We start from the raw sequence: 15,380 nt of genomic DNA, 5'->3' as shown, positions 1-15,380 counted from the left end.
CTTGAGGTGAATGTACCTGATCTGTTCTTTGTTCGCAATATGTTCTTCTGCCGTTTGCCGGACTCCAGGGCCACGACTGTGGATGCGGGTCGCGAAGCCCGGCCGAGGCAGCACGGAGCAGCCGCGTCACCCGCAGGGCGCGGAGAGCCGCGGAGCGACGGACGGTTCGGATCCCTGGAGCGGATGGCCGATGGGGCCGCGGATCAGGGCGGGGCCGTTGGGCCGCGCGGCAGCTTCATTCATCGACCGCGACACCCACTCCCTCTATCAGAGATTGCAGGCTTGATCGGGCGCTGGCAGCGCCTTACCCGTTGGGATCCGGAGAGAGCGATCCGCTCGCGAGAGCCTCATGGCACCTGACACCACCCAGGCCATCACGCTGTGGCGCCCCGTCGGCCCGAAGGAACTCGCTTTGATCGAGGCGACCGGCATGCGCGCGTTTCCGCCGCGCCTGCCCGAGCAGCCGATCTTCTATCCGGTTCTCACGGAGGACTATGCGGTGAAGATCGCCCGCGACTGGAACGTGCCGGCCAGCGGCAGCGGCCATGTCCTACGTTTTCAAGTTCGACGAGAGTTCATCGACCGCTATGAGGTGCGCGAGGCCGGCGGGCGTGATCATCTCGAGTACTGGATCCCGAGCGAAGATCTCGACGACTTCAACGCGGCCATCGTCGGCGCCATCGTGCTCGTCAAAAGTTTTCCTTGAAACCACCGGACTTCCGCTGGCGTGCGGACACCGCACGTCCGTGGTTCTCCTGGCAGGAACGAAGTTCCCGGGCGTCTTCTGCTTTTGTTCGGCTCATCAGGTGAGCAGGCGCACGAATTTCGTGCAGAGCAAGGGAATGCAGCCGTCGCTTGTCTCCATGAGGCGGCTGTGAGTTCGACGGCCGTCACGAGGCGGGCTATGAGTTCGACACCATCGTCGCCGGTGCGCTACTATCAGCAGACGAGAACCGCGACAACTACACGCACAATCGCTGCGGACGAACGAAGTCCGTCGAGGCGGGTTCCCGCTGCTGATGCGCCATCCGGGAGGCGCGGCCGAGGTCGATATGATGGACGACAGACAATGCAGGATCGTGACGAAGCGGACGGGCTCGCGATGGTAGGATGAGGATCATCGAGGCGCGGCCCCGACGGGGTCGACCATCCGGGGATCACCGCCGATCGTCCGAGCCGTCCGGACCAAAAGGCCATCCATTCTTGAAACGTGGCATTCGTTGCAATAAACTTTTGGTTGTGCTACTGTTCGAAGAATGAACGCCACGACGAATTTTTCGATAGCCCCGGATTTGTTTGTTCGTGTTCGATCATCGGCGGTGCGTTTCGACCTGCCAATTCGGTCGAGAGATGTATCGTCTCCTCTTCCATGACACCGGCACCAGCCATCTGCAGATCATATCTGCAGGTCCGTCAAATGTAGGCGCACGGCCCTGAAACCATCCGCGCCCAAAGAAGGCCCTGGACCGAGGTCCAGGGCCTTTGACGGTCAGGATGGGCGCTGAGGATGCGTGCGGATGTCCAATCCTCTGTTGTGGCCGGAGCCCGGAACTGATCCGCCCGTCCTGCATCATCATGGTCCATGACACGTGATGATCTCATCTGCCGCTCCTGCAGCGCCGGCCTTCTCCGCATCGAGCTCCACTCTCAGCATGGGCGTGCAGGCGATCGACGCTGCCCCGCCTGTGATGAGCTGCTCGAGACGGTCGACGGTTCGACCGAGGTGGTCTACCGGCTCACGGTCGTACCGGAGCGGGTCCCGATCCACGACAGGCGTGGGGCATGATCTCGTCCCGACCGCGGCATCCGTTGCAAAGCTTGATTTGACGCAAGGCGTGCGCGCCATTGTCGGGCAGGATCTCATTGTCACTGCCGAACTACCCTCGCGGGCAGCTACGACGCTGATGTCGAGCCTCGGATCGGGCCGGTCCGAGGCTCACGCGGTGGCGGCGCAGCGGTCCAGGTGTCGCTGCAAAGGCTGCGCACGCCTGCCTTTGCAACTAACAGCTTGCGCGAGCGACCGTATTTTACCGGAATTGATCCAGGGGCCTTTTCCGCCTCCATTTACGCTGCGTTCATCAAACCCAGCGGCCTGGGGCGGTCAGGGCTCACCGGTTTTGGCAATGCCGCTCTATTTCTTTCGTATCCGTAACGGCCACTTCTCAGGCGCGTCCGAGTATGGGACTGAATGCGCCGATCGCAATGCAGCGTGGAAAGAGATGACCACGGTCTGTGCCGACATGGCCAGCAGCATCTCGCGCAAGCTCGCCGAGAACTCCGAATGGCAGATGGAGTTGCTCGACGAGACACGACAGCCGGTCTTTCGAATCCGCATCGTGGCCGAATCGCTGGACCAGGCCTGACGCTGCGCGCAGCGCCACCTGCAATCAAAACTCGTAGTTTCTGAAGACGCTCAATCACCGCATGTGCGGCGATGCGAATGCCTGTCATTTCGGCAGGCGATCTTGATCCAGATCAAGTAGCCAGTGCCGATCTTGGCCGACACTTAAATTTGTATGGGTAATCTGATCTTCAAATGTCCGCGAACCGGGATGAACGTTCAGCATTGGCTGGAAGAGCCAAAGCCGGGCGATCCCGCATGCGCCTATGAGACCGTGGTCTGCAAGGCCTGTACCCGCCTTCACTTCATCAACCGCGACACGCGCAGGCTGCTCGGTGAGAAAGAGTAGCGGCCGGATCAGTCCGCGCTCGGCAATCGCCGCATCGTGAACTCGATGGCGCCGTCGGGAAGCTCGCGCCAGCTTTCAACCGCGCTCATGTAGCCGGCCTTCGGATAGCGGGAGAGATAGTCGCGGGCCTTGGCTCGCGCTTCCTCGCGCGGCAGCGTGAACGTGTCGCGTACGTAGCCGTCGCGCACACGGCCGGCCTCGTTCCGGCGCCGGGCCGCCATCCGGCTGGCAATGTCTCGCGGGCGCAACCCCATCGGCCAACTCCAACGCGCAACAACCCCGTCTGCCTCCCAATATAGACAAGGCCGCGCGGAATCCGAGTCGCCGGAATTCCCGCCCCGGAGCGAGCGACCGGTCAGTTGGTGCTGGCGCCGGACTTCGGCTTCTTGGCCGCCGTGGTCTTGACCGCCGGCGGGGCCTTCGGCTGTTCCGCGGCGCGCACATTGCCCCAGGGATCGGAACTGGTCTTGGCGTCCGGGATCTTCCGTATGGTGTCCTTGTAGGCCTTCTCGCGCGCGGCATCGGCCTCCTTCTCCTCCGGGGTCTTGGACGGACCATCGGCGAGAAGATTGATGTTCGGCATCTGCGCCAGCGCCGGAACGGCCCAGCCGGCCAGCAGCGCGACCGACATCGTCACGATCAGCTTCTTCATTGCTTACTCCCGGGTATCGGCCGCCTTATACCATTGCCTCGCCAAGCGCCAAGTGCGGACGGGCGCGTCCTGAGGCCGCGTCCGGACCGCCCCATCGCGTCGGACTGTCACCTGGACCGCTTTCATCATAGGATTCGAACTCCGACCTTTTCAAGCCGCGGGCCTGGACGATCGGAGGGCCGCGCCGCGAGGCGTGGCGGGCGACACGAAACGACAAGTCAGGAAACGACTGGGAGGACGAGGCGCGTGCCGAACGACAACCCGGATTTCGCCATCGATCAGGCGCGACGCATCCTCGACGACGTGTTCGCCCCCTGGATCAGGGATCTTGCCCTGATCATCGAGGACATTGCACCGTCAGCCCAGGGCGAGCCCGGCGCGATCCTGCGCATGCCGTTCTCATCGCGCCTGTGCCGCGACAACGGGGTGGTCTGCGGCCAGGCGCTGATGGCCTTCGCGGATACCGCGATGGTCATCGCGATGGTCACCGCGAGCGGCGGCTACCGGCCGATGACCACCGTCGACCAGACCACGCATTTCATGCGCGCCGTCGCCTCCTCCGACGTGCTGGCCGAGGCGCGGGTCGTGCGGATGGGACGGACCATGAGTTTCGGCCGGGTGACCCTGACGAGCGCCAGCGACGGCAAACCGGCCGCCATGGTATCGAGCGCCTTCGCCATGCTCTGACGAAGATTCACCCGCGCCGCGCGATCTGGACGCTTAACGGACCGTAAAGACCCGATCCCCGCCTTCATCGGATCGATTCACCGCGTTGAAACCCGGGCCTGATTTATTTTACGCGTTTTTGACGCGAAAGGTGGCGCCATTCGGCATCGGGTTACAGGCCATGAGCGAGACGACTGAAAAGCGCATCGCACCCCGGCATCGGGTGCTCAAGCAAGGCAGGCTGGCGTTCGACGGCGGCGGCGCGGTCGATTGCATGGTCCGCAACATCTCGGACACAGGTGCCCGGGTCGAGGTCGTCAACCCGGTCGGCCTGCCAGGCGCCTTCACGCTGGTGATCCCCACCGACAAGTTCACGCGGCGCTGCCACGCGGTATGGAGCCACGACAAGCGGATCGGGGTCGCGTTCGACTGACATGCTGCGAGTTGCGGCTCGGACCTGCATCCGAACCGCAGCAGCTTCCGGCTGGCTGAGGCTCGAGTTCCCGGTAGCGATAGCCGTCAGTAGCCATAGCCCCGGCGTGTGGGATAAGTCTGGGGAACGCGACCATAGCCACCCCCGCCATAGCCGCCCCCGATGCCGATCCCGATCCCGATGCCCACCGGTGGCACCACCCGCACCGGTGGCCCGTAATACTCTCGCGGCGGAGGCGGCGGCGCGTAGACCACGACGTCGTCGCCGGGGTCACGGCGCGTCGGACGGCCCGCTCGCTTCGGCGGATCCACATCACGTTTCCTGACCGGCTTCTCCTCGACCCGCTTGGGCGGCGGCGTCTGCGAGCATGGGCAGATCGGCCCGGCTGCGGCAGTGGCCGGAACGATCGGCGGCGCGCTGACTGGAATGGCTGGATTGGCGGCAGCCACGACCGGTGTCATCACCGGACGATTGCGCAGCCGCTCGATCAGCTTGCGCGCGGTCGGCGTCAGGTCGCTTTCCGGATAGCGGTCGAGGAAGCCCTGATACGAGGCCACCGTGTTGATCAGCACGGCCTCGTTCCAGGCCGCCATCCGGTTGTGCAGGTCCAGCCATTGCCGTGCCTGCGGTCCATAAGGAGCGGCTGTGTAGAGCGTGACGAAGGCCTCGTAGGCCTCGACGCTGCCGTCGCCGACGATGATCTCGTTGGCGGTCTCGATCGGCTTGCCCTGCAGGCTGCGCTTCCATTCATCGACGCTGCGCTTCACCACGACCGGCCGCGGCCCGGCATTGGCCGCGCTGGGATCATTGGCGGCGACGAAGCGGAAATCCTCGGTCAGCGACGACGAATCCCACGGCGTCTGCCGGCCCTCGGTGGCCTTGTTGACGGCGACGCGCACGCGCTTGAACGCTTCCTCGATCGGCAGGCCCGGCTCGCGCGCCGCCTGCAGCAGCGCCGTGGTGTAGGGACTGTTGTCGCCGCTGCCATCCTCGGCCTCCGCTCCCGGAGATGTCGAGTAGGACAAGAACGTTCCCGGCGCTCCGCTCTTGGTGTCGAGCAGCGCGAGACCACGGCCTGCGCTCTGATTGATGGCCGGGAACGGATTGTTGCGGCAGGCATCGAGCAGCAGGATGCGCATCCGGCTCGGCACCGCGTTGAGCGTATTGAGGAGATCGTTGAGCCGCACCGCTTGCAGCGGAATATCGGCCTCGCGGCGCGGATCGACGTCGACCGGAACAAGGTAGTTCTCGCCGTCGATCTGCAGACCGTGACCGGCGTAAAACACCAACGCCACCGTGTCCGGCCCCTTGCTCGCGATCTTCGCGGCGAAATCGCCGACCTCGCGGTTCAGATCGCGCTGTGACAGGTCGGCGGCCGTGGTGACATCGAAGCCGGCCTCGCCCAGCATCTTGGCCATGGCCTTCGCGTCGTTCGCCGGATTGGGCAGCGGGGTCACCGACCGATAGGCTGACTGTCCGATCACCAGCGCCAGCCGGCTGCTTTCGGCCATGGCGGACGACAAACCGGCGAGCAGGCCACCCGCCACCAAGGCGGCCCTGAAAGCATGGCGAAACATGGCGTTCTCCAATCTGCGCGGGACGTGCCAATTGGTCGAGACGGTTTGCAAGCCGGTTCACGGCCGAGTGCAAAGAGCCACACCACGACGACCGTCAGCCCACGGGCCGTTTCGATCTGACACCGTTGCTGCACGAGATTCCCGCAGCATTGCCGCGATCGCAAAATAGCGTCCGCGCCTGTACGGGGATGGGTCGATCATGCGGCGGACGGCGTCACTGGTAGGGCTGCTCGCGGCTCTGCTGTTGTCAGGCTGCGCCGCCGACAGCCAGTCGCGCCTCCCCGCCTTCATGCGGGTGAAGGAAGCCGACCCTCCCCCGCCCGAAGTTCCCCCGGACGTGGCGATGCTCGTCCGGAAAAACCTCGACATGATCTTCGTGGCCACCACGCTGCCGCGCGACCTCGAGGCGACATCCGCGAAGCGGACTGATCGTGGTGACGCATGGAGCGCATGCGTGCGTGCCCAAATCATCTCGGTGGCCGGCGCCCCGCTCCGAAACCAGATCTACCGACTGACGATCAGGCAAAACGAGATCATCGATCGACGGCGCGTCGCCGCCGGCGACGAATGTGTTTCTGAAAATTACAAGCCAATCATGCCGACGAAGTGATTCAACTCGAAGGCGAGATCGATAGTTCCCGTCGACCTGGGATGATCGCCGGCAGACGCATGCGGGAACCTGCTACCACTTCCGTCTCGTAATGTTAGTTCTTAGCTAACGCAAACCACCGACCGACCAGCGAACGAATGGCCCAAATTTAACGATTGTTCCGCAACATGGCACACGACAACGCGGAATGACCCTGGACCGGTTCTTCATGAACGTTCATCTCGTCGGCGATGACGCAGCCAAGCTCGACCTGCTTCGCGGCATGCTCGCCGAACGCTGTTCGCTGACATCGGAACTGATTGCTGACGCCGACATCAGGAACGGCAACATCGACGCCATCGTCGTGGCTGCCGATCTGCGCGACGTCGACAATATCGCGGCGCTGAAAGAGGTTTCCGATCGACTGGCGCGCATTCCGCGCCGCATCTTCCTGACCAACCACAAATCACGTCTGTCGACGGTTCAGGCCTATGCGCTCGGCGCGACGAGCGTGCTGTCGAGCACGCCGAGCCGCAATCAGTTGCTCGGCAAGCTCATGGACGCGCACCCCGGCTCGGCGGCCAACAGCGTCGCGCCCGACGAACGCCAGGCCGCCTTTGCAGGCGCATCCAGCATCGCCTCGATGTTCGCGGCGGTGCTGAGCGGCGCCGAGATCGACGTCGAGGAAACGCGTCGGGCCGGCAAGCACATTGCGGAATCGATCGCCGAAAATGGCCTCTCCGACTGGCTCGCCACCGTGCGCCGACATCACGAGGGCACCTATCAGCACTGTCTGCTTGTCACCGGCATCACCGTCGACTTCGGCCTGAGCCTCGGGGTCCACAGCTCGGATCTCGAGCGGCTCTACATGGCGGCGATGTTCCACGATATCGGCAAGGCCACGATCCCGCTGTCCATCCTCGACAAGCCGGGCCGCCTCGACGTCAAGGAGCGCGCATTGGTCGAAACTCACCCGACGGTGGGATACGACGTGCTGAAGGACAACGCGGCGATCACCACCGAGGTGCTCAATGCGGTCCGCCATCATCATGAATTTCTCGACGGCAGCGGCTATCCGGATGGATTGATGGACCACAACATCCCGGACCTGACGCGCATCCTGACCATCTCCGACATCTTCTCGGCCCTGATCGAGTATCGCAGCTACAAGCCGGTGATGGCGCGGGAAAAGGCCTACGAGATCCTGCAGGGGATGGAAGGCAAGCTCGAGAAGCCGCTGGTCGGCGCATTCCGCGATGTCGCGCTGATCCGCTGACCTGCAACTGCGATCGTGGTCAATGCGCGGTTAAGCCCGCCGCGCAAATCCGAGCCGATCGGCAAGGGCTATCTTGGCAGCTTTGCGATACCATCGGACCGCCCCGCGCCATTGTGCGCGGCAAGGGGATTTGTCGGGACGTGGCCGAGATCATCGATCGCACCATTGCGCATGCATTGCCCGCCGCGGAGCGGCGCGGCGTCGATTCCAGCGTGCCGCCATCGCGCGAGGCCTTGCCCGCGCTCGACACCCTCGAGGCCCCGATCTGGCAGCAACTGGCGGAGCGCGCGCTCGAGCCAAACGGCTACTACCTGCCCGGCTGGGAGCGCGCGGTGAACGCGTCGGCCCGCGGCCGTACCGGGGCCTCGGCGCTGTGCGCCTGGAGCGACGACGAGCCGTCGTCGCGCCTGATCGGCCTGGCGCCGGTCACGTCGCTGTGGCGTGCCTATCGGCTGCCGCTGCCTGCCCTCGCTAGCGGCCATCCCTACGGCACGCTGTGCACGCCGCTGCTCGATGCCGACAGCGCGGAGCCTGCGGTGATGGGGCTGCTCGACGCCGCGCGACGCGCGGGCGCCCACGCCCTCCTGCTGCGCGACATGTCGGTCGCCGGCCCGGCGATGCAGGCCTTCGACAGCGTCCTGCGTCGTCAACAGCTGCGCCCGCGCCTTCTGCAATCCCATCAGCGCGCGCTCCTGGATGCGACTGACGATGGCGAGGCGGTGCTGCAGGACGCGCTCGGCGGCAAGAAGCTGAAGGAGCTGCGCCGTCAGCGGAACCGGCTGGCCGAGCATGGCGACGTCTGTTTCAAGGTCGCCCGGACGCCCGAGGAGGCCGCCGCGGCCCTCGAGACGTTCCTCGCGCTCGAGGCCAGCGGCTGGAAGGGACGCCGCGGCACGGCGCTGATCCAGCATGACGGCGATGCCGCCTTCATCCGGCGCGCCGTACCCTCGCTTGCGCAGGACGGCGCCTGCGAGATCATCAGCCTGTTCGCCGGCGAGATCGCCGTCGCGGCGGGAATCGTGCTGCGGCACCGGTCTCGGGCCTTCTTCTTCAAGCTCGGCGTCGACCAGCATTTTGCCAGGTACTCGCCGGGCGTTCAGCTCACGCTCGACCTGACGCGCCACCTGTGCAGCGACCCTGTGATCAGCACGGCGGACTCCACCGCCGGCCCCGGTCACCCGATGATCGATCCGATCTGGCGTGGACGGCTGGCGATCGGCGACGTGCTGATCCCGCTCTATCCGCGCGATCCGGCTGTCGAGATCATCCACACCGCGCTGATCGCGCGCCAAGAGGGCCTCGGCTTGGCGCGGCGCGCGATTCACGCGATCCGCGACTGGAACAAGCGGGCGGCTACTCCGCCGCCTCGGCGTTGACCTCCGCCGACACCTGACGGATCGCGCGCGCCAGCATCTGCGGATCCTGCGCACCGGAGACGGCGTATTTCTGCGCGAACACATAGGTCGGCACGCCTGAAATGCCCTTCTCGGCCGCCTCCTGCGCCTGCGCCGACACCAGCGCCACATCCTCCTCGGTCGCCAGCATCCTGCGCACGACGGCTGCATCGAGCCCGCAATCCGCCGCGGCCTGCACCAGCACGTCGATGTCGGTGAGATCGCCGCCGTCGCGGAAGTACAACTCCATCAGCCGCTGCTTCATCTCCGGCGCCCTGCCGATCTGGCCAGCCCAGTGGATCAGGCGGTGGCAATCGGTCGTGTTGGGCTGGCGCGCGACCTTGTCGGGCCGGTAGCTCAGCCCCTCCTGCTCGGCCGCCGCGACCACGCGTCCCGCGATGCCCTTGTAGGCCTCGACCGAGCCGAACTTGGTGGTCAGATATTGCTCGCGGCTGATGCCCTCGCGTGGCACCCAGGGATTGAGGAAGAACGGGCGGAAGTTCAGCTCGACCGGCACGTCGGGCACGAGCTTCAGCGCTTCCTCGATGCGATGCTTGCCGATGTAGCACCAGGGACAGACGACATCGGAGACGACGTCGATGATCAGCGGCTTCAAGGTGCTCATGCGCATCGCTCCGGTTCGCTCAGCCATCCTGCCAAGATAAGCCCCTCACCGCTCAACACAAGCCGCGGTCACAGCGCGGTAACCATCTCCCTCAGCCTGGCGGCGGTGAGGTCGTCCGCCGGGAAGAAGGTTTCCAGGGCCAGCTCCGACAGCGTGACATCGACCGGCGTGCCGAACACCATCGTCGTCGAGAAGAAGCTCAGCACGTCCGTGCCGACCCGCAGCCGCAACGGAATGACGACGCTGTCGGCGGCGAGCGGCGCCGATCGTGCTGGGATCGGATAGGATTTCAGCTCCTCGTAGAGCTTCAGCAGTTCGGCATCCGCCGTCGCCTCGCATTGCCGGTGCAGCCGCTCCAGCAGATGGCTGCTCCATTCCGCGAGGTTCACGGTTCGCGCCGCCAGCCCGTCGGGATGCAGCGCCAGACGCAGGACGTTGAGCGGCGGCGCCAGCAGCCGCTCCGGAACACCGGCCAGCAGCGGCCCGATCATCCGGTTGGCCGCGACCAGGTTCCAGTGCCGGTCGACCGCCACCGCCGGGTTCGGCTCATGCGCCTTGAGCACGACAGTCATCGCCTCGCGGGCGGGCTTCAGCGCTGGATCCTCCAGCGGACGCTGCTGGAACGCCGGCGCGTAGCCGGCGGCGACCAGCAGCACGTTGCGTTCTCGCAGGGGCACGTCCAACCGCTCCGCCAGCTTGAGGACCATGTCGCGCGACGGCGCGGCGCGGCCGGTTTCGACGAAGCTGAGATGTCGCGCCGAGATCTCCGCATCGAGCGCCAGATCGAGCTGGGACAGATGCCGGCGCTGCCGCCATTGCCGCAGATGGTCGCCGACATGGACGGGTCTGGCGCGGTCGGCGCGCGCCGAAGCGAGCTGTGTCATGGCCGGAAGACCTATCACGCGGACGTCAGCGCCTCCATGACCTGCCAGGTAATCGAAACGCCTGCCGCTGCCGGCCATCTTCACCACCACAGGAGACGAACCATGCGCAGGCAGCAAAGTCCCGAAGCCCTTCCTCTCGGCGCGCTCGGCCGCTGGCTGGCCGGCCTCGCGACCACGCTGCTGGCGCGCTCGCTCGACCTGCCGGAGCCGCTGCTGCACGCCACGGGCAGCCTCGTCGTCGCGCAGGTGACCGAGATCGAGAGCCGGGCCGTCCGCACGCTGTGCCCGGCGCGCCTGCGCCGTCGTCTCGTCGCCTGGTTCCGTTGAACCACAGTGCACCCCACCGAAGGAGACATGCCATGATCGCTTCGTCCACCCTGCTCCGCCGCGCCCTGATCGCCGATGCCGTGTTCAGCGGCGTCGCCGGCCTCGCGCTGACCTTCGACGCCGCGCCGCTGGCGGCGCTGCTGCAATTGCCCGAGGCGCTGCTGCGTGAGACCGGTCTGTTCCTGATCGTCTATGCGTGCGTCGTCGGTTGGCTCGGCTCCCGGTCGACGGCGCCAAAGCCGCTGATCCTGCTGGTGATCGCCGGCAACGCGGCGTGGACGGTCGGCAGCGTCGCGCTGCTGTTCTCCGGCCTCGTCACGCCGAATGTGCTGGGTGAGATCTTCGTCGCGGCGCAGGCGGTCGGCACCGGAGTCTTCGCCGAACTGCAATACATGGGCCTGCGCCGCAGCGGCGGCGCCGTGGCAGCCTGACGCCGAGCGGTGGTGAGCGCCGGTGCTCGAGATCGAGCCATCCGGCGCTCGCGCCCCCTCTGTTTTGACGTGCGCGGCCACCGCATCTTCGGCATCATCGGGGTCCTGCGGGAGATCACAACGATGCCGCCACAGGTCAGCGGGACGGAAGGTTACGCCGCCGAGGCTGACAGCCTCTTCGTGCGCTACGAGAGCATTCCATCGGACGAGGCGCATGCCGCCGTGCTCCACCTGCTGCCCAGGACGCCCGCTCGCGTACTCGACATCGGCGCCGGCACGGGGCGCGACGCCGCCTGGTTCGCCCGCCTCGGCCACAGGGTGGTTGCGGTCGAGCCAACCGATGCGCTGCGCCTCCGCGCGATGCAGCTGCACGCCTCGCCTGCGATCGACTGGATCGACGACAGCCTGCCGGAGCTCGCTGTGCTCGCGACCCGCGATGAGTCCTTCGACCTGGTGATGCTCACCGCCGTCTTCATGCATCTCGACGAGACGGAGCGGCGGCGAGCGCTGCCCAACATCGCCGCGCGCGTGGCACGCGGTGGCATGCTGATCATGACGTTGCGGCACGGGCCGGTGCCACAGGGCCGCCGGATGTTCGAGATCGATCCCGAGAGCATCATTGTGCCGGCGCGTCTGCTCGGGCTGAACCTGGAGCTCCACCGCCGCGGCTCTTCGCTCACGGCAGAGAACCGGGCCGCGGGGGTGACCTGGACGACGCTGGCGTTCAGCAAGCCGAGGTAAGCGACGCCAGACGCAAGCCGACTGGATCAGGCCGCCTTGGCGCGACTGACGAGCGTCTTGGCGGGGCTGGACTTGGTCTTGACGCGCTTGCCGGCGACCGGCCGGCGGCTCTTGGTACCGACCTTGGCATTGACCTTGGTCTTGCCTCGCGTCGTCGCGCCATCCGCCGTCGCCTTGGTCTTCGCGCGCGGATTGGTCTTGTCCTTCGACCTGTCTTTCGCCTTGTCCTTCGCCTTGTCCTTCGCCTTGTCCTTCGCCTTGGCCTTCGCCTTGGCCTTTTTCTCGGCCTTGCGCTCGTCCTTCGCCTTTTGCTTCGCGCGCTCGGCGCGTGCCTCGAGCTTCTTCTTGGCCCGCTTCTTCTCGCAGGCGTCGCATTTGCAGCCGATCGGCTTCAGATAGGCTTTGAAGTAGTCGGTGCCGTAGTCGTAGTTGATCTCCTCGCCCGGCGCGATGTTCTTGATGGCGCGGATGAAGATCTTCTTCTTGCGCGGCTTGACGTCGGACTCGGCGTTCGGCTTGCAGGAATGATTGATGTAGCGGGCGACGTTCTCGCGGACCGAGCCGTCGATGGTCCAGCGGTTGTCGAGCTCGAACAGATATTTGTTCTCGATCGCGTCGTCCTCGGCCTTCTTCGAGTCCAACAGCGGCCCGAAGTAGCGGATGATCTTGGTGCCCTTCTTGATCGGCTGCGTGGCGAACAGGCCGAGCCCCGTCTTGGAGCGGCCGATGCGATAGGGTTTGGTCGAGGGGATGACAGGCATGATCGATGAGTAGAGATGGACCTCGCGAGGCCGCCGTTCTAGGATAATTTCGTGGCGCTGTCAGGTGTTTCCCTGCGCTGTTTCGCGCCGTCCCCAGTTTGCAGCAGGCCGCACGGGGCGAGTTCCGGCGATCACGGGCGACCGCATGTTCGAATTGCCTCGTCCTGGCGCGATGGCGCGAGTCAGCGTGGCGCTGCCGCAGCCCTAGCCGCCTCGGCTCGGCGTCTTCTCCTTGAGCCGATGATAGCGCGCCAGCAACCGCTCGCCTTTTGCGGCAATCTTGCGCGCGGCGGCGACGGTGCGCGGCACCGGCTCGCCCCAGGCATGAGCCGACAGCGCCAGCCGCGTCGGCCGTCCCTTGGCGTCGACCAGCGGCGGCAACGGATCGCGGCCGTAGAAGCGCACTGCCCAGCTGCCCTTGCGGCGCATGTCCTGCGGCGTCATCTCCGACATCGCCTTGGTGACGCCCGGCCGCAGCTGCGCGCCGTCGCGTTCTGCGAATGCCCGGCGTCCCGCCGCGGTCAGACCGCCGCGCGGATCCTTCTCCCGCTTGCGTCCCGCAGTCTTGCGCGGCTTCGCCTGGGAGCGCGGGGCGGCGCGCTTGGCGGATCGCTTCTTGGCCGAAGAAGCCGCGCGCCTCTTGGTCGCGGCCTTCTTGGTGGTGGCCTTCTTCGTCGTCGCCGTCTTCGTCCTGGCCTGCGCCGAGCGCTTGCGGCCACTGGTCCTGGTCTTGCGCGCCTTCTTGGCAGCGACGGACATGTTGTCGACCAGGTTGGGGTAGCGGCGACCGGCGCGGCGCGCACGGGCCTTGGCCGTGGCCTTCTCGGCTGAGGTCAGATGGGTGGAGGCCTTGCCCGCGCGCTTGCGCGGATTGGCCTTGCTCCAGGGAGCGCGGGGTTTTCGTGCCATGCGCCATCAACGCATGATCCCGCCCTCGGTTTCCGCTGCAGCGGACTACGCACCCGGCGGCAGCTTCGGCACCGTCGCGCGCAGCATCGCATCGAGCAGCGATTCGGCCGTCGTGCCCGCGGGCGAGCGGCGCAGGATGTCGGCGAGACGGCCTTCGAGCAGCAGCATCGTGTAGCCGTGCACCAGCGACCAGGCGCGCGCGATCGCCGCGGCCTGGTCGAGCGCCAGCTCCTCGTTGCCGACCTGGCCTTCGCCGCGCGAGGCCACCGAACCGGCCAGGCCGGCGAACGAGGCCTCGGCGGCCGCGTGCAGCGAGGGGCGCGAATAGTCGAGCCGCTCGGTGCGGAACATCAGCCCGTACATGCCGGGATTGGCCTGGGCATAGGCGACATAGGCATGCGCCCGCGCCATCGCCTTGTCGATCGGCGTGCCCGGCGACTCGCCCGCCGCCTTCATCGCCGCGTTGAAGCGCGTGAAGCCGATCGCGGCGAGCTCGCTGACGAGGCCGGTGAGATCCTTGAAGTGGTGCGTCGGCGCCGCGTGCGACACGCCGGCCTCGCGCGCGACCGCGCGCAAGGTGAGGCCGGCCAGCCCGTCGCGCTCCAGCACGCGCTCGGCCGCCTGCAGCAGCGCCTCGCGCAGCGCACCGTGATGATAGGGCGTCGCCACCTCCGCAGTGGCGCGCCGCGGACGCGCTCGGAGCGATGTCGTTGCGGCGCGGCGCGGGCGCGCCCGGAGCTGTTCTGTCTTGATCGTCATGAGCCTCCTTATACAAGCAATTTTGACAGCGTAAAGATTTGGCTTGACCGGCCGGCCATCCCCCGCTAGCTTCATCTTTACATCGTAAAGATAAAGTGGAGAGGACGCCATGAGCGACGGCACACCCACCGCCCGGCCGGCCCGCAGCGAACGTAACAATCTCGCGCCGATCCCGTTCGAATGCGACGCGCCGGTCCTGAAGATCACCGGCGAGCTGCCGCGCGAGCTCAACGGCACGCTCTATCGCAACGGCCCCAACCCGCAGTTCGAGCAGCCCGGCGCGCACTGGTTCGTCGGCGACGGCATGCTGCACGCCTTCCATCTCGAGAACGGCCGCGCCTCCTATCGCAACCGCTGGGTCCGCACGGCGAAATTCGAGGCCGAGCGCAAGGCCGGCCGGGCGCTGTTCGGCGGCTTCGGCCGCAAGCTGCCCGACGCCCCCGCCGACGTGACCGACGGCGGCGTCGCGAATACCAACATCATCGCCCATGCCGGCAGGCTGCTCGCGCTCGAGGAGGCGCATCTGCCGACCGAGATCGAGCCCGGCACGCTCGCGACCAGAGGCTATCAGGATTTCGGCGGCCGGCTGCACGGCGCCTTCACGGCGCATCCGAAGACCGATCCCGTCACCGGCGAGTTGCTGTTCTTCGGCTACAATGCCGCAGG

19 protein-coding genes are annotated in these 15,380 nt (G+C 66.3%); 11 read left to right on the top strand and 8 right to left on the bottom strand.

Annotation, left to right across the window (positions count from 1 at the left end):
* The first annotated feature begins 412 nt into the window (after positions 1-412).
* Positions 413-706 carry a hypothetical protein gene (locus BRAS3809_RS01700; RefSeq protein ID WP_008960375.1) on the top strand — a complete coding sequence of 98 codons (294 nt, stop codon included), beginning with the start codon at positions 413-415 and terminating at the stop codon, positions 704-706.
* 1,417 nt (positions 707-2,123) lie between these two features.
* The gene (locus tag BRAS3809_RS01690; RefSeq protein WP_015665825.1) at positions 2,124-2,363 is read left to right on the top strand and encodes a DUF6894 family protein; all 240 of its coding nucleotides are present in this window, start codon (positions 2,124-2,126) and stop codon (positions 2,361-2,363) included.
* Positions 2,364-2,698: 335 nt separating this feature from the next.
* On the opposite strand, the gene BRAS3809_RS01685 is transcribed toward BRAS3809_RS01690, so the two are convergent.
* Both BRAS3809_RS01685 and BRAS3809_RS01680 read right to left on the bottom strand, forming a co-directional pair.
* Positions 2,699-2,944, bottom strand: coding sequence for a hypothetical protein (locus BRAS3809_RS01685; protein WP_035654955.1), 246 nt, complete (start codon positions 2,942-2,944; stop codon positions 2,699-2,701).
* A 101-nt stretch (positions 2,945-3,045) separates the two neighbouring features.
* Positions 3,046-3,342 carry a hypothetical protein gene (locus tag BRAS3809_RS01680; protein WP_008960371.1) on the bottom strand — a complete coding sequence of 99 codons (297 nt, stop codon included), beginning with the start codon at positions 3,340-3,342 and terminating at the stop codon, positions 3,046-3,048.
* Positions 3,343-3,588: 246 nt separating this feature from the next.
* Between BRAS3809_RS01680 and BRAS3809_RS01675 the strand changes: the two genes are divergently transcribed.
* Positions 3,589-4,029 (top strand): PaaI family thioesterase, encoded by a 441-nt coding sequence (locus BRAS3809_RS01675; RefSeq protein WP_008960370.1) that lies wholly within the window; start codon positions 3,589-3,591, stop codon positions 4,027-4,029.
* 160 nt (positions 4,030-4,189) lie between these two features.
* A complete protein-coding gene (locus BRAS3809_RS01670; RefSeq protein WP_008960369.1) occupies positions 4,190-4,441 on the top strand; it encodes a PilZ domain-containing protein in 252 nt (83 codons plus the stop codon).
* Between the two features lie 86 nt (positions 4,442-4,527).
* Here the strand turns inward: BRAS3809_RS01670 and BRAS3809_RS01665 are convergent, their stop codons facing one another.
* Positions 4,528-6,018 (bottom strand): caspase family protein, encoded by a 1,491-nt coding sequence (locus BRAS3809_RS01665; RefSeq protein ID WP_008960368.1) that lies wholly within the window; start codon positions 6,016-6,018, stop codon positions 4,528-4,530.
* A gap of 199 nt (positions 6,019-6,217) precedes the next feature.
* Here BRAS3809_RS01665 and BRAS3809_RS01660 point away from each other — a divergent pair, with 199 nt between their 5' ends.
* From BRAS3809_RS01660 to BRAS3809_RS01650, 3 genes are all read left to right on the top strand, one after another.
* Positions 6,218-6,628, top strand: coding sequence for a hypothetical protein (locus tag BRAS3809_RS01660; protein WP_008960367.1), 411 nt, complete (start codon positions 6,218-6,220; stop codon positions 6,626-6,628).
* A gap of 208 nt (positions 6,629-6,836) precedes the next feature.
* Positions 6,837-7,883 carry an HD-GYP domain-containing protein gene (locus tag BRAS3809_RS01655; protein ID WP_035654962.1) on the top strand — a complete coding sequence of 349 codons (1,047 nt, stop codon included), beginning with the start codon at positions 6,837-6,839 and terminating at the stop codon, positions 7,881-7,883.
* Between the two features lie 140 nt (positions 7,884-8,023).
* Positions 8,024-9,259 (top strand): GNAT family N-acetyltransferase, encoded by a 1,236-nt coding sequence (locus BRAS3809_RS01650; RefSeq protein ID WP_008960365.1) that lies wholly within the window; start codon positions 8,024-8,026, stop codon positions 9,257-9,259.
* Here BRAS3809_RS01650 and BRAS3809_RS01645 read toward each other — a convergent pair.
* Both BRAS3809_RS01645 and BRAS3809_RS01640 read right to left on the bottom strand, forming a co-directional pair.
* A complete protein-coding gene (locus tag BRAS3809_RS01645; protein ID WP_008960364.1) occupies positions 9,237-9,902 on the bottom strand; it encodes a DsbA family oxidoreductase in 666 nt (221 codons plus the stop codon). The genes BRAS3809_RS01650 and BRAS3809_RS01645 overlap by 23 nt on opposite strands.
* A 68-nt stretch (positions 9,903-9,970) precedes the next feature.
* A complete protein-coding gene (locus BRAS3809_RS01640) occupies positions 9,971-10,786 on the bottom strand; it encodes a helix-turn-helix domain-containing protein (RefSeq protein ID WP_008960363.1) in 816 nt (271 codons plus the stop codon).
* A 102-nt stretch (positions 10,787-10,888) separates the two neighbouring features.
* Between BRAS3809_RS01640 and BRAS3809_RS01635 the strand changes: the two genes are divergently transcribed.
* The 3 genes from BRAS3809_RS01635 (at position 10,889) to BRAS3809_RS01625 (ending at position 12,285) form a co-directional block, all read left to right on the top strand.
* A complete protein-coding gene (locus BRAS3809_RS01635) occupies positions 10,889-11,113 on the top strand; it encodes a hypothetical protein (RefSeq protein ID WP_008960362.1) in 225 nt (74 codons plus the stop codon).
* A 32-nt stretch (positions 11,114-11,145) separates the two neighbouring features.
* Positions 11,146-11,544, top strand: coding sequence for a hypothetical protein (locus BRAS3809_RS01630; RefSeq protein ID WP_008960361.1), 399 nt, complete (start codon positions 11,146-11,148; stop codon positions 11,542-11,544).
* A gap of 123 nt (positions 11,545-11,667) precedes the next feature.
* Entirely contained in the window at positions 11,668-12,285 is a 618-nt protein-coding gene (locus BRAS3809_RS01625; protein WP_008960360.1) for a class I SAM-dependent methyltransferase, read from the top strand.
* A 26-nt stretch (positions 12,286-12,311) separates the two neighbouring features.
* Here BRAS3809_RS01625 and BRAS3809_RS01620 read toward each other — a convergent pair whose 3' ends face one another.
* The 3 genes from BRAS3809_RS01620 to BRAS3809_RS01610 all read right to left on the bottom strand — a co-directional run bounded on the left by BRAS3809_RS01620 (position 12,312) and on the right by BRAS3809_RS01610 (position 14,714).
* Positions 12,312-13,046, bottom strand: coding sequence for an SET domain-containing protein (locus BRAS3809_RS01620; protein ID WP_008960359.1), 735 nt, complete (start codon positions 13,044-13,046; stop codon positions 12,312-12,314).
* A 204-nt stretch (positions 13,047-13,250) separates the two neighbouring features.
* Entirely contained in the window at positions 13,251-13,955 is a 705-nt protein-coding gene (locus BRAS3809_RS01615; RefSeq protein ID WP_008960358.1) for a DUF6321 domain-containing protein, read from the bottom strand.
* A gap of 45 nt (positions 13,956-14,000) precedes the next feature.
* Positions 14,001-14,714 carry a TetR/AcrR family transcriptional regulator gene (locus BRAS3809_RS01610; protein WP_008960357.1) on the bottom strand — a complete coding sequence of 238 codons (714 nt, stop codon included), beginning with the start codon at positions 14,712-14,714 and terminating at the stop codon, positions 14,001-14,003.
* Positions 14,715-14,823: 109 nt separating this feature from the next.
* Between BRAS3809_RS01610 and BRAS3809_RS01605 the strand changes: the two genes are divergently transcribed.
* On the top strand, positions 14,824-15,380 hold a 557-nt coding region (locus tag BRAS3809_RS01605; protein ID WP_035654951.1), incomplete at its 3' end, for a carotenoid oxygenase family protein.

Origin of the sequence: Bradyrhizobium sp. STM 3809 (assembly GCF_000239795.1) — a bacterium.
Taxonomy (GTDB): domain Bacteria; phylum Pseudomonadota; class Alphaproteobacteria; order Rhizobiales; family Xanthobacteraceae; genus Bradyrhizobium.
This window is presented reverse-complemented; position numbering and strand designations above follow the sequence as displayed.

Excerpts from the sequence above, each read along its gene's own strand:
- BRAS3809_RS01690 (WP_015665825.1), top strand. The coding sequence starts at position 2,124 with ATGCCGCTCTATTTCTTTCGTATCCGTAACGGCCACTTCTCAGGCGCG.
- BRAS3809_RS01685 (WP_035654955.1), bottom strand. The coding sequence starts at position 2,944 with ATGGGGTTGCGCCCGCGAGACATTGCCAGCCGGATGGCGGCCCGGCGC.
- BRAS3809_RS01680 (WP_008960371.1), bottom strand. The coding sequence starts at position 3,342 with ATGAAGAAGCTGATCGTGACGATGTCGGTCGCGCTGCTGGCCGGCTGG.
- BRAS3809_RS01670 (WP_008960369.1), top strand. The coding sequence starts at position 4,190 with ATGAGCGAGACGACTGAAAAGCGCATCGCACCCCGGCATCGGGTGCTC.
- BRAS3809_RS01665 (WP_008960368.1), bottom strand. The coding sequence starts at position 6,018 with ATGTTTCGCCATGCTTTCAGGGCCGCCTTGGTGGCGGGTGGCCTGCTC.
- BRAS3809_RS01660 (WP_008960367.1), top strand. The coding sequence starts at position 6,218 with ATGCGGCGGACGGCGTCACTGGTAGGGCTGCTCGCGGCTCTGCTGTTG.
- BRAS3809_RS01655 (WP_035654962.1), top strand. The coding sequence starts at position 6,837 with ATGAACGTTCATCTCGTCGGCGATGACGCAGCCAAGCTCGACCTGCTT.
- BRAS3809_RS01645 (WP_008960364.1), bottom strand. The coding sequence starts at position 9,902 with ATGAGCACCTTGAAGCCGCTGATCATCGACGTCGTCTCCGATGTCGTC.
- BRAS3809_RS01640 (WP_008960363.1), bottom strand. The coding sequence starts at position 10,786 with ATGACACAGCTCGCTTCGGCGCGCGCCGACCGCGCCAGACCCGTCCAT.
- BRAS3809_RS01635 (WP_008960362.1), top strand. The coding sequence starts at position 10,889 with ATGCGCAGGCAGCAAAGTCCCGAAGCCCTTCCTCTCGGCGCGCTCGGC.
- BRAS3809_RS01630 (WP_008960361.1), top strand. The coding sequence starts at position 11,146 with ATGATCGCTTCGTCCACCCTGCTCCGCCGCGCCCTGATCGCCGATGCC.
- BRAS3809_RS01625 (WP_008960360.1), top strand. The coding sequence starts at position 11,668 with ATGCCGCCACAGGTCAGCGGGACGGAAGGTTACGCCGCCGAGGCTGAC.
- BRAS3809_RS01620 (WP_008960359.1), bottom strand. The coding sequence starts at position 13,046 with ATGCCTGTCATCCCCTCGACCAAACCCTATCGCATCGGCCGCTCCAAG.
- BRAS3809_RS01615 (WP_008960358.1), bottom strand. The coding sequence starts at position 13,955 with ATGGCACGAAAACCCCGCGCTCCCTGGAGCAAGGCCAATCCGCGCAAG.
- BRAS3809_RS01610 (WP_008960357.1), bottom strand. The coding sequence starts at position 14,714 with ATGACGATCAAGACAGAACAGCTCCGGGCGCGCCCGCGCCGCGCCGCA.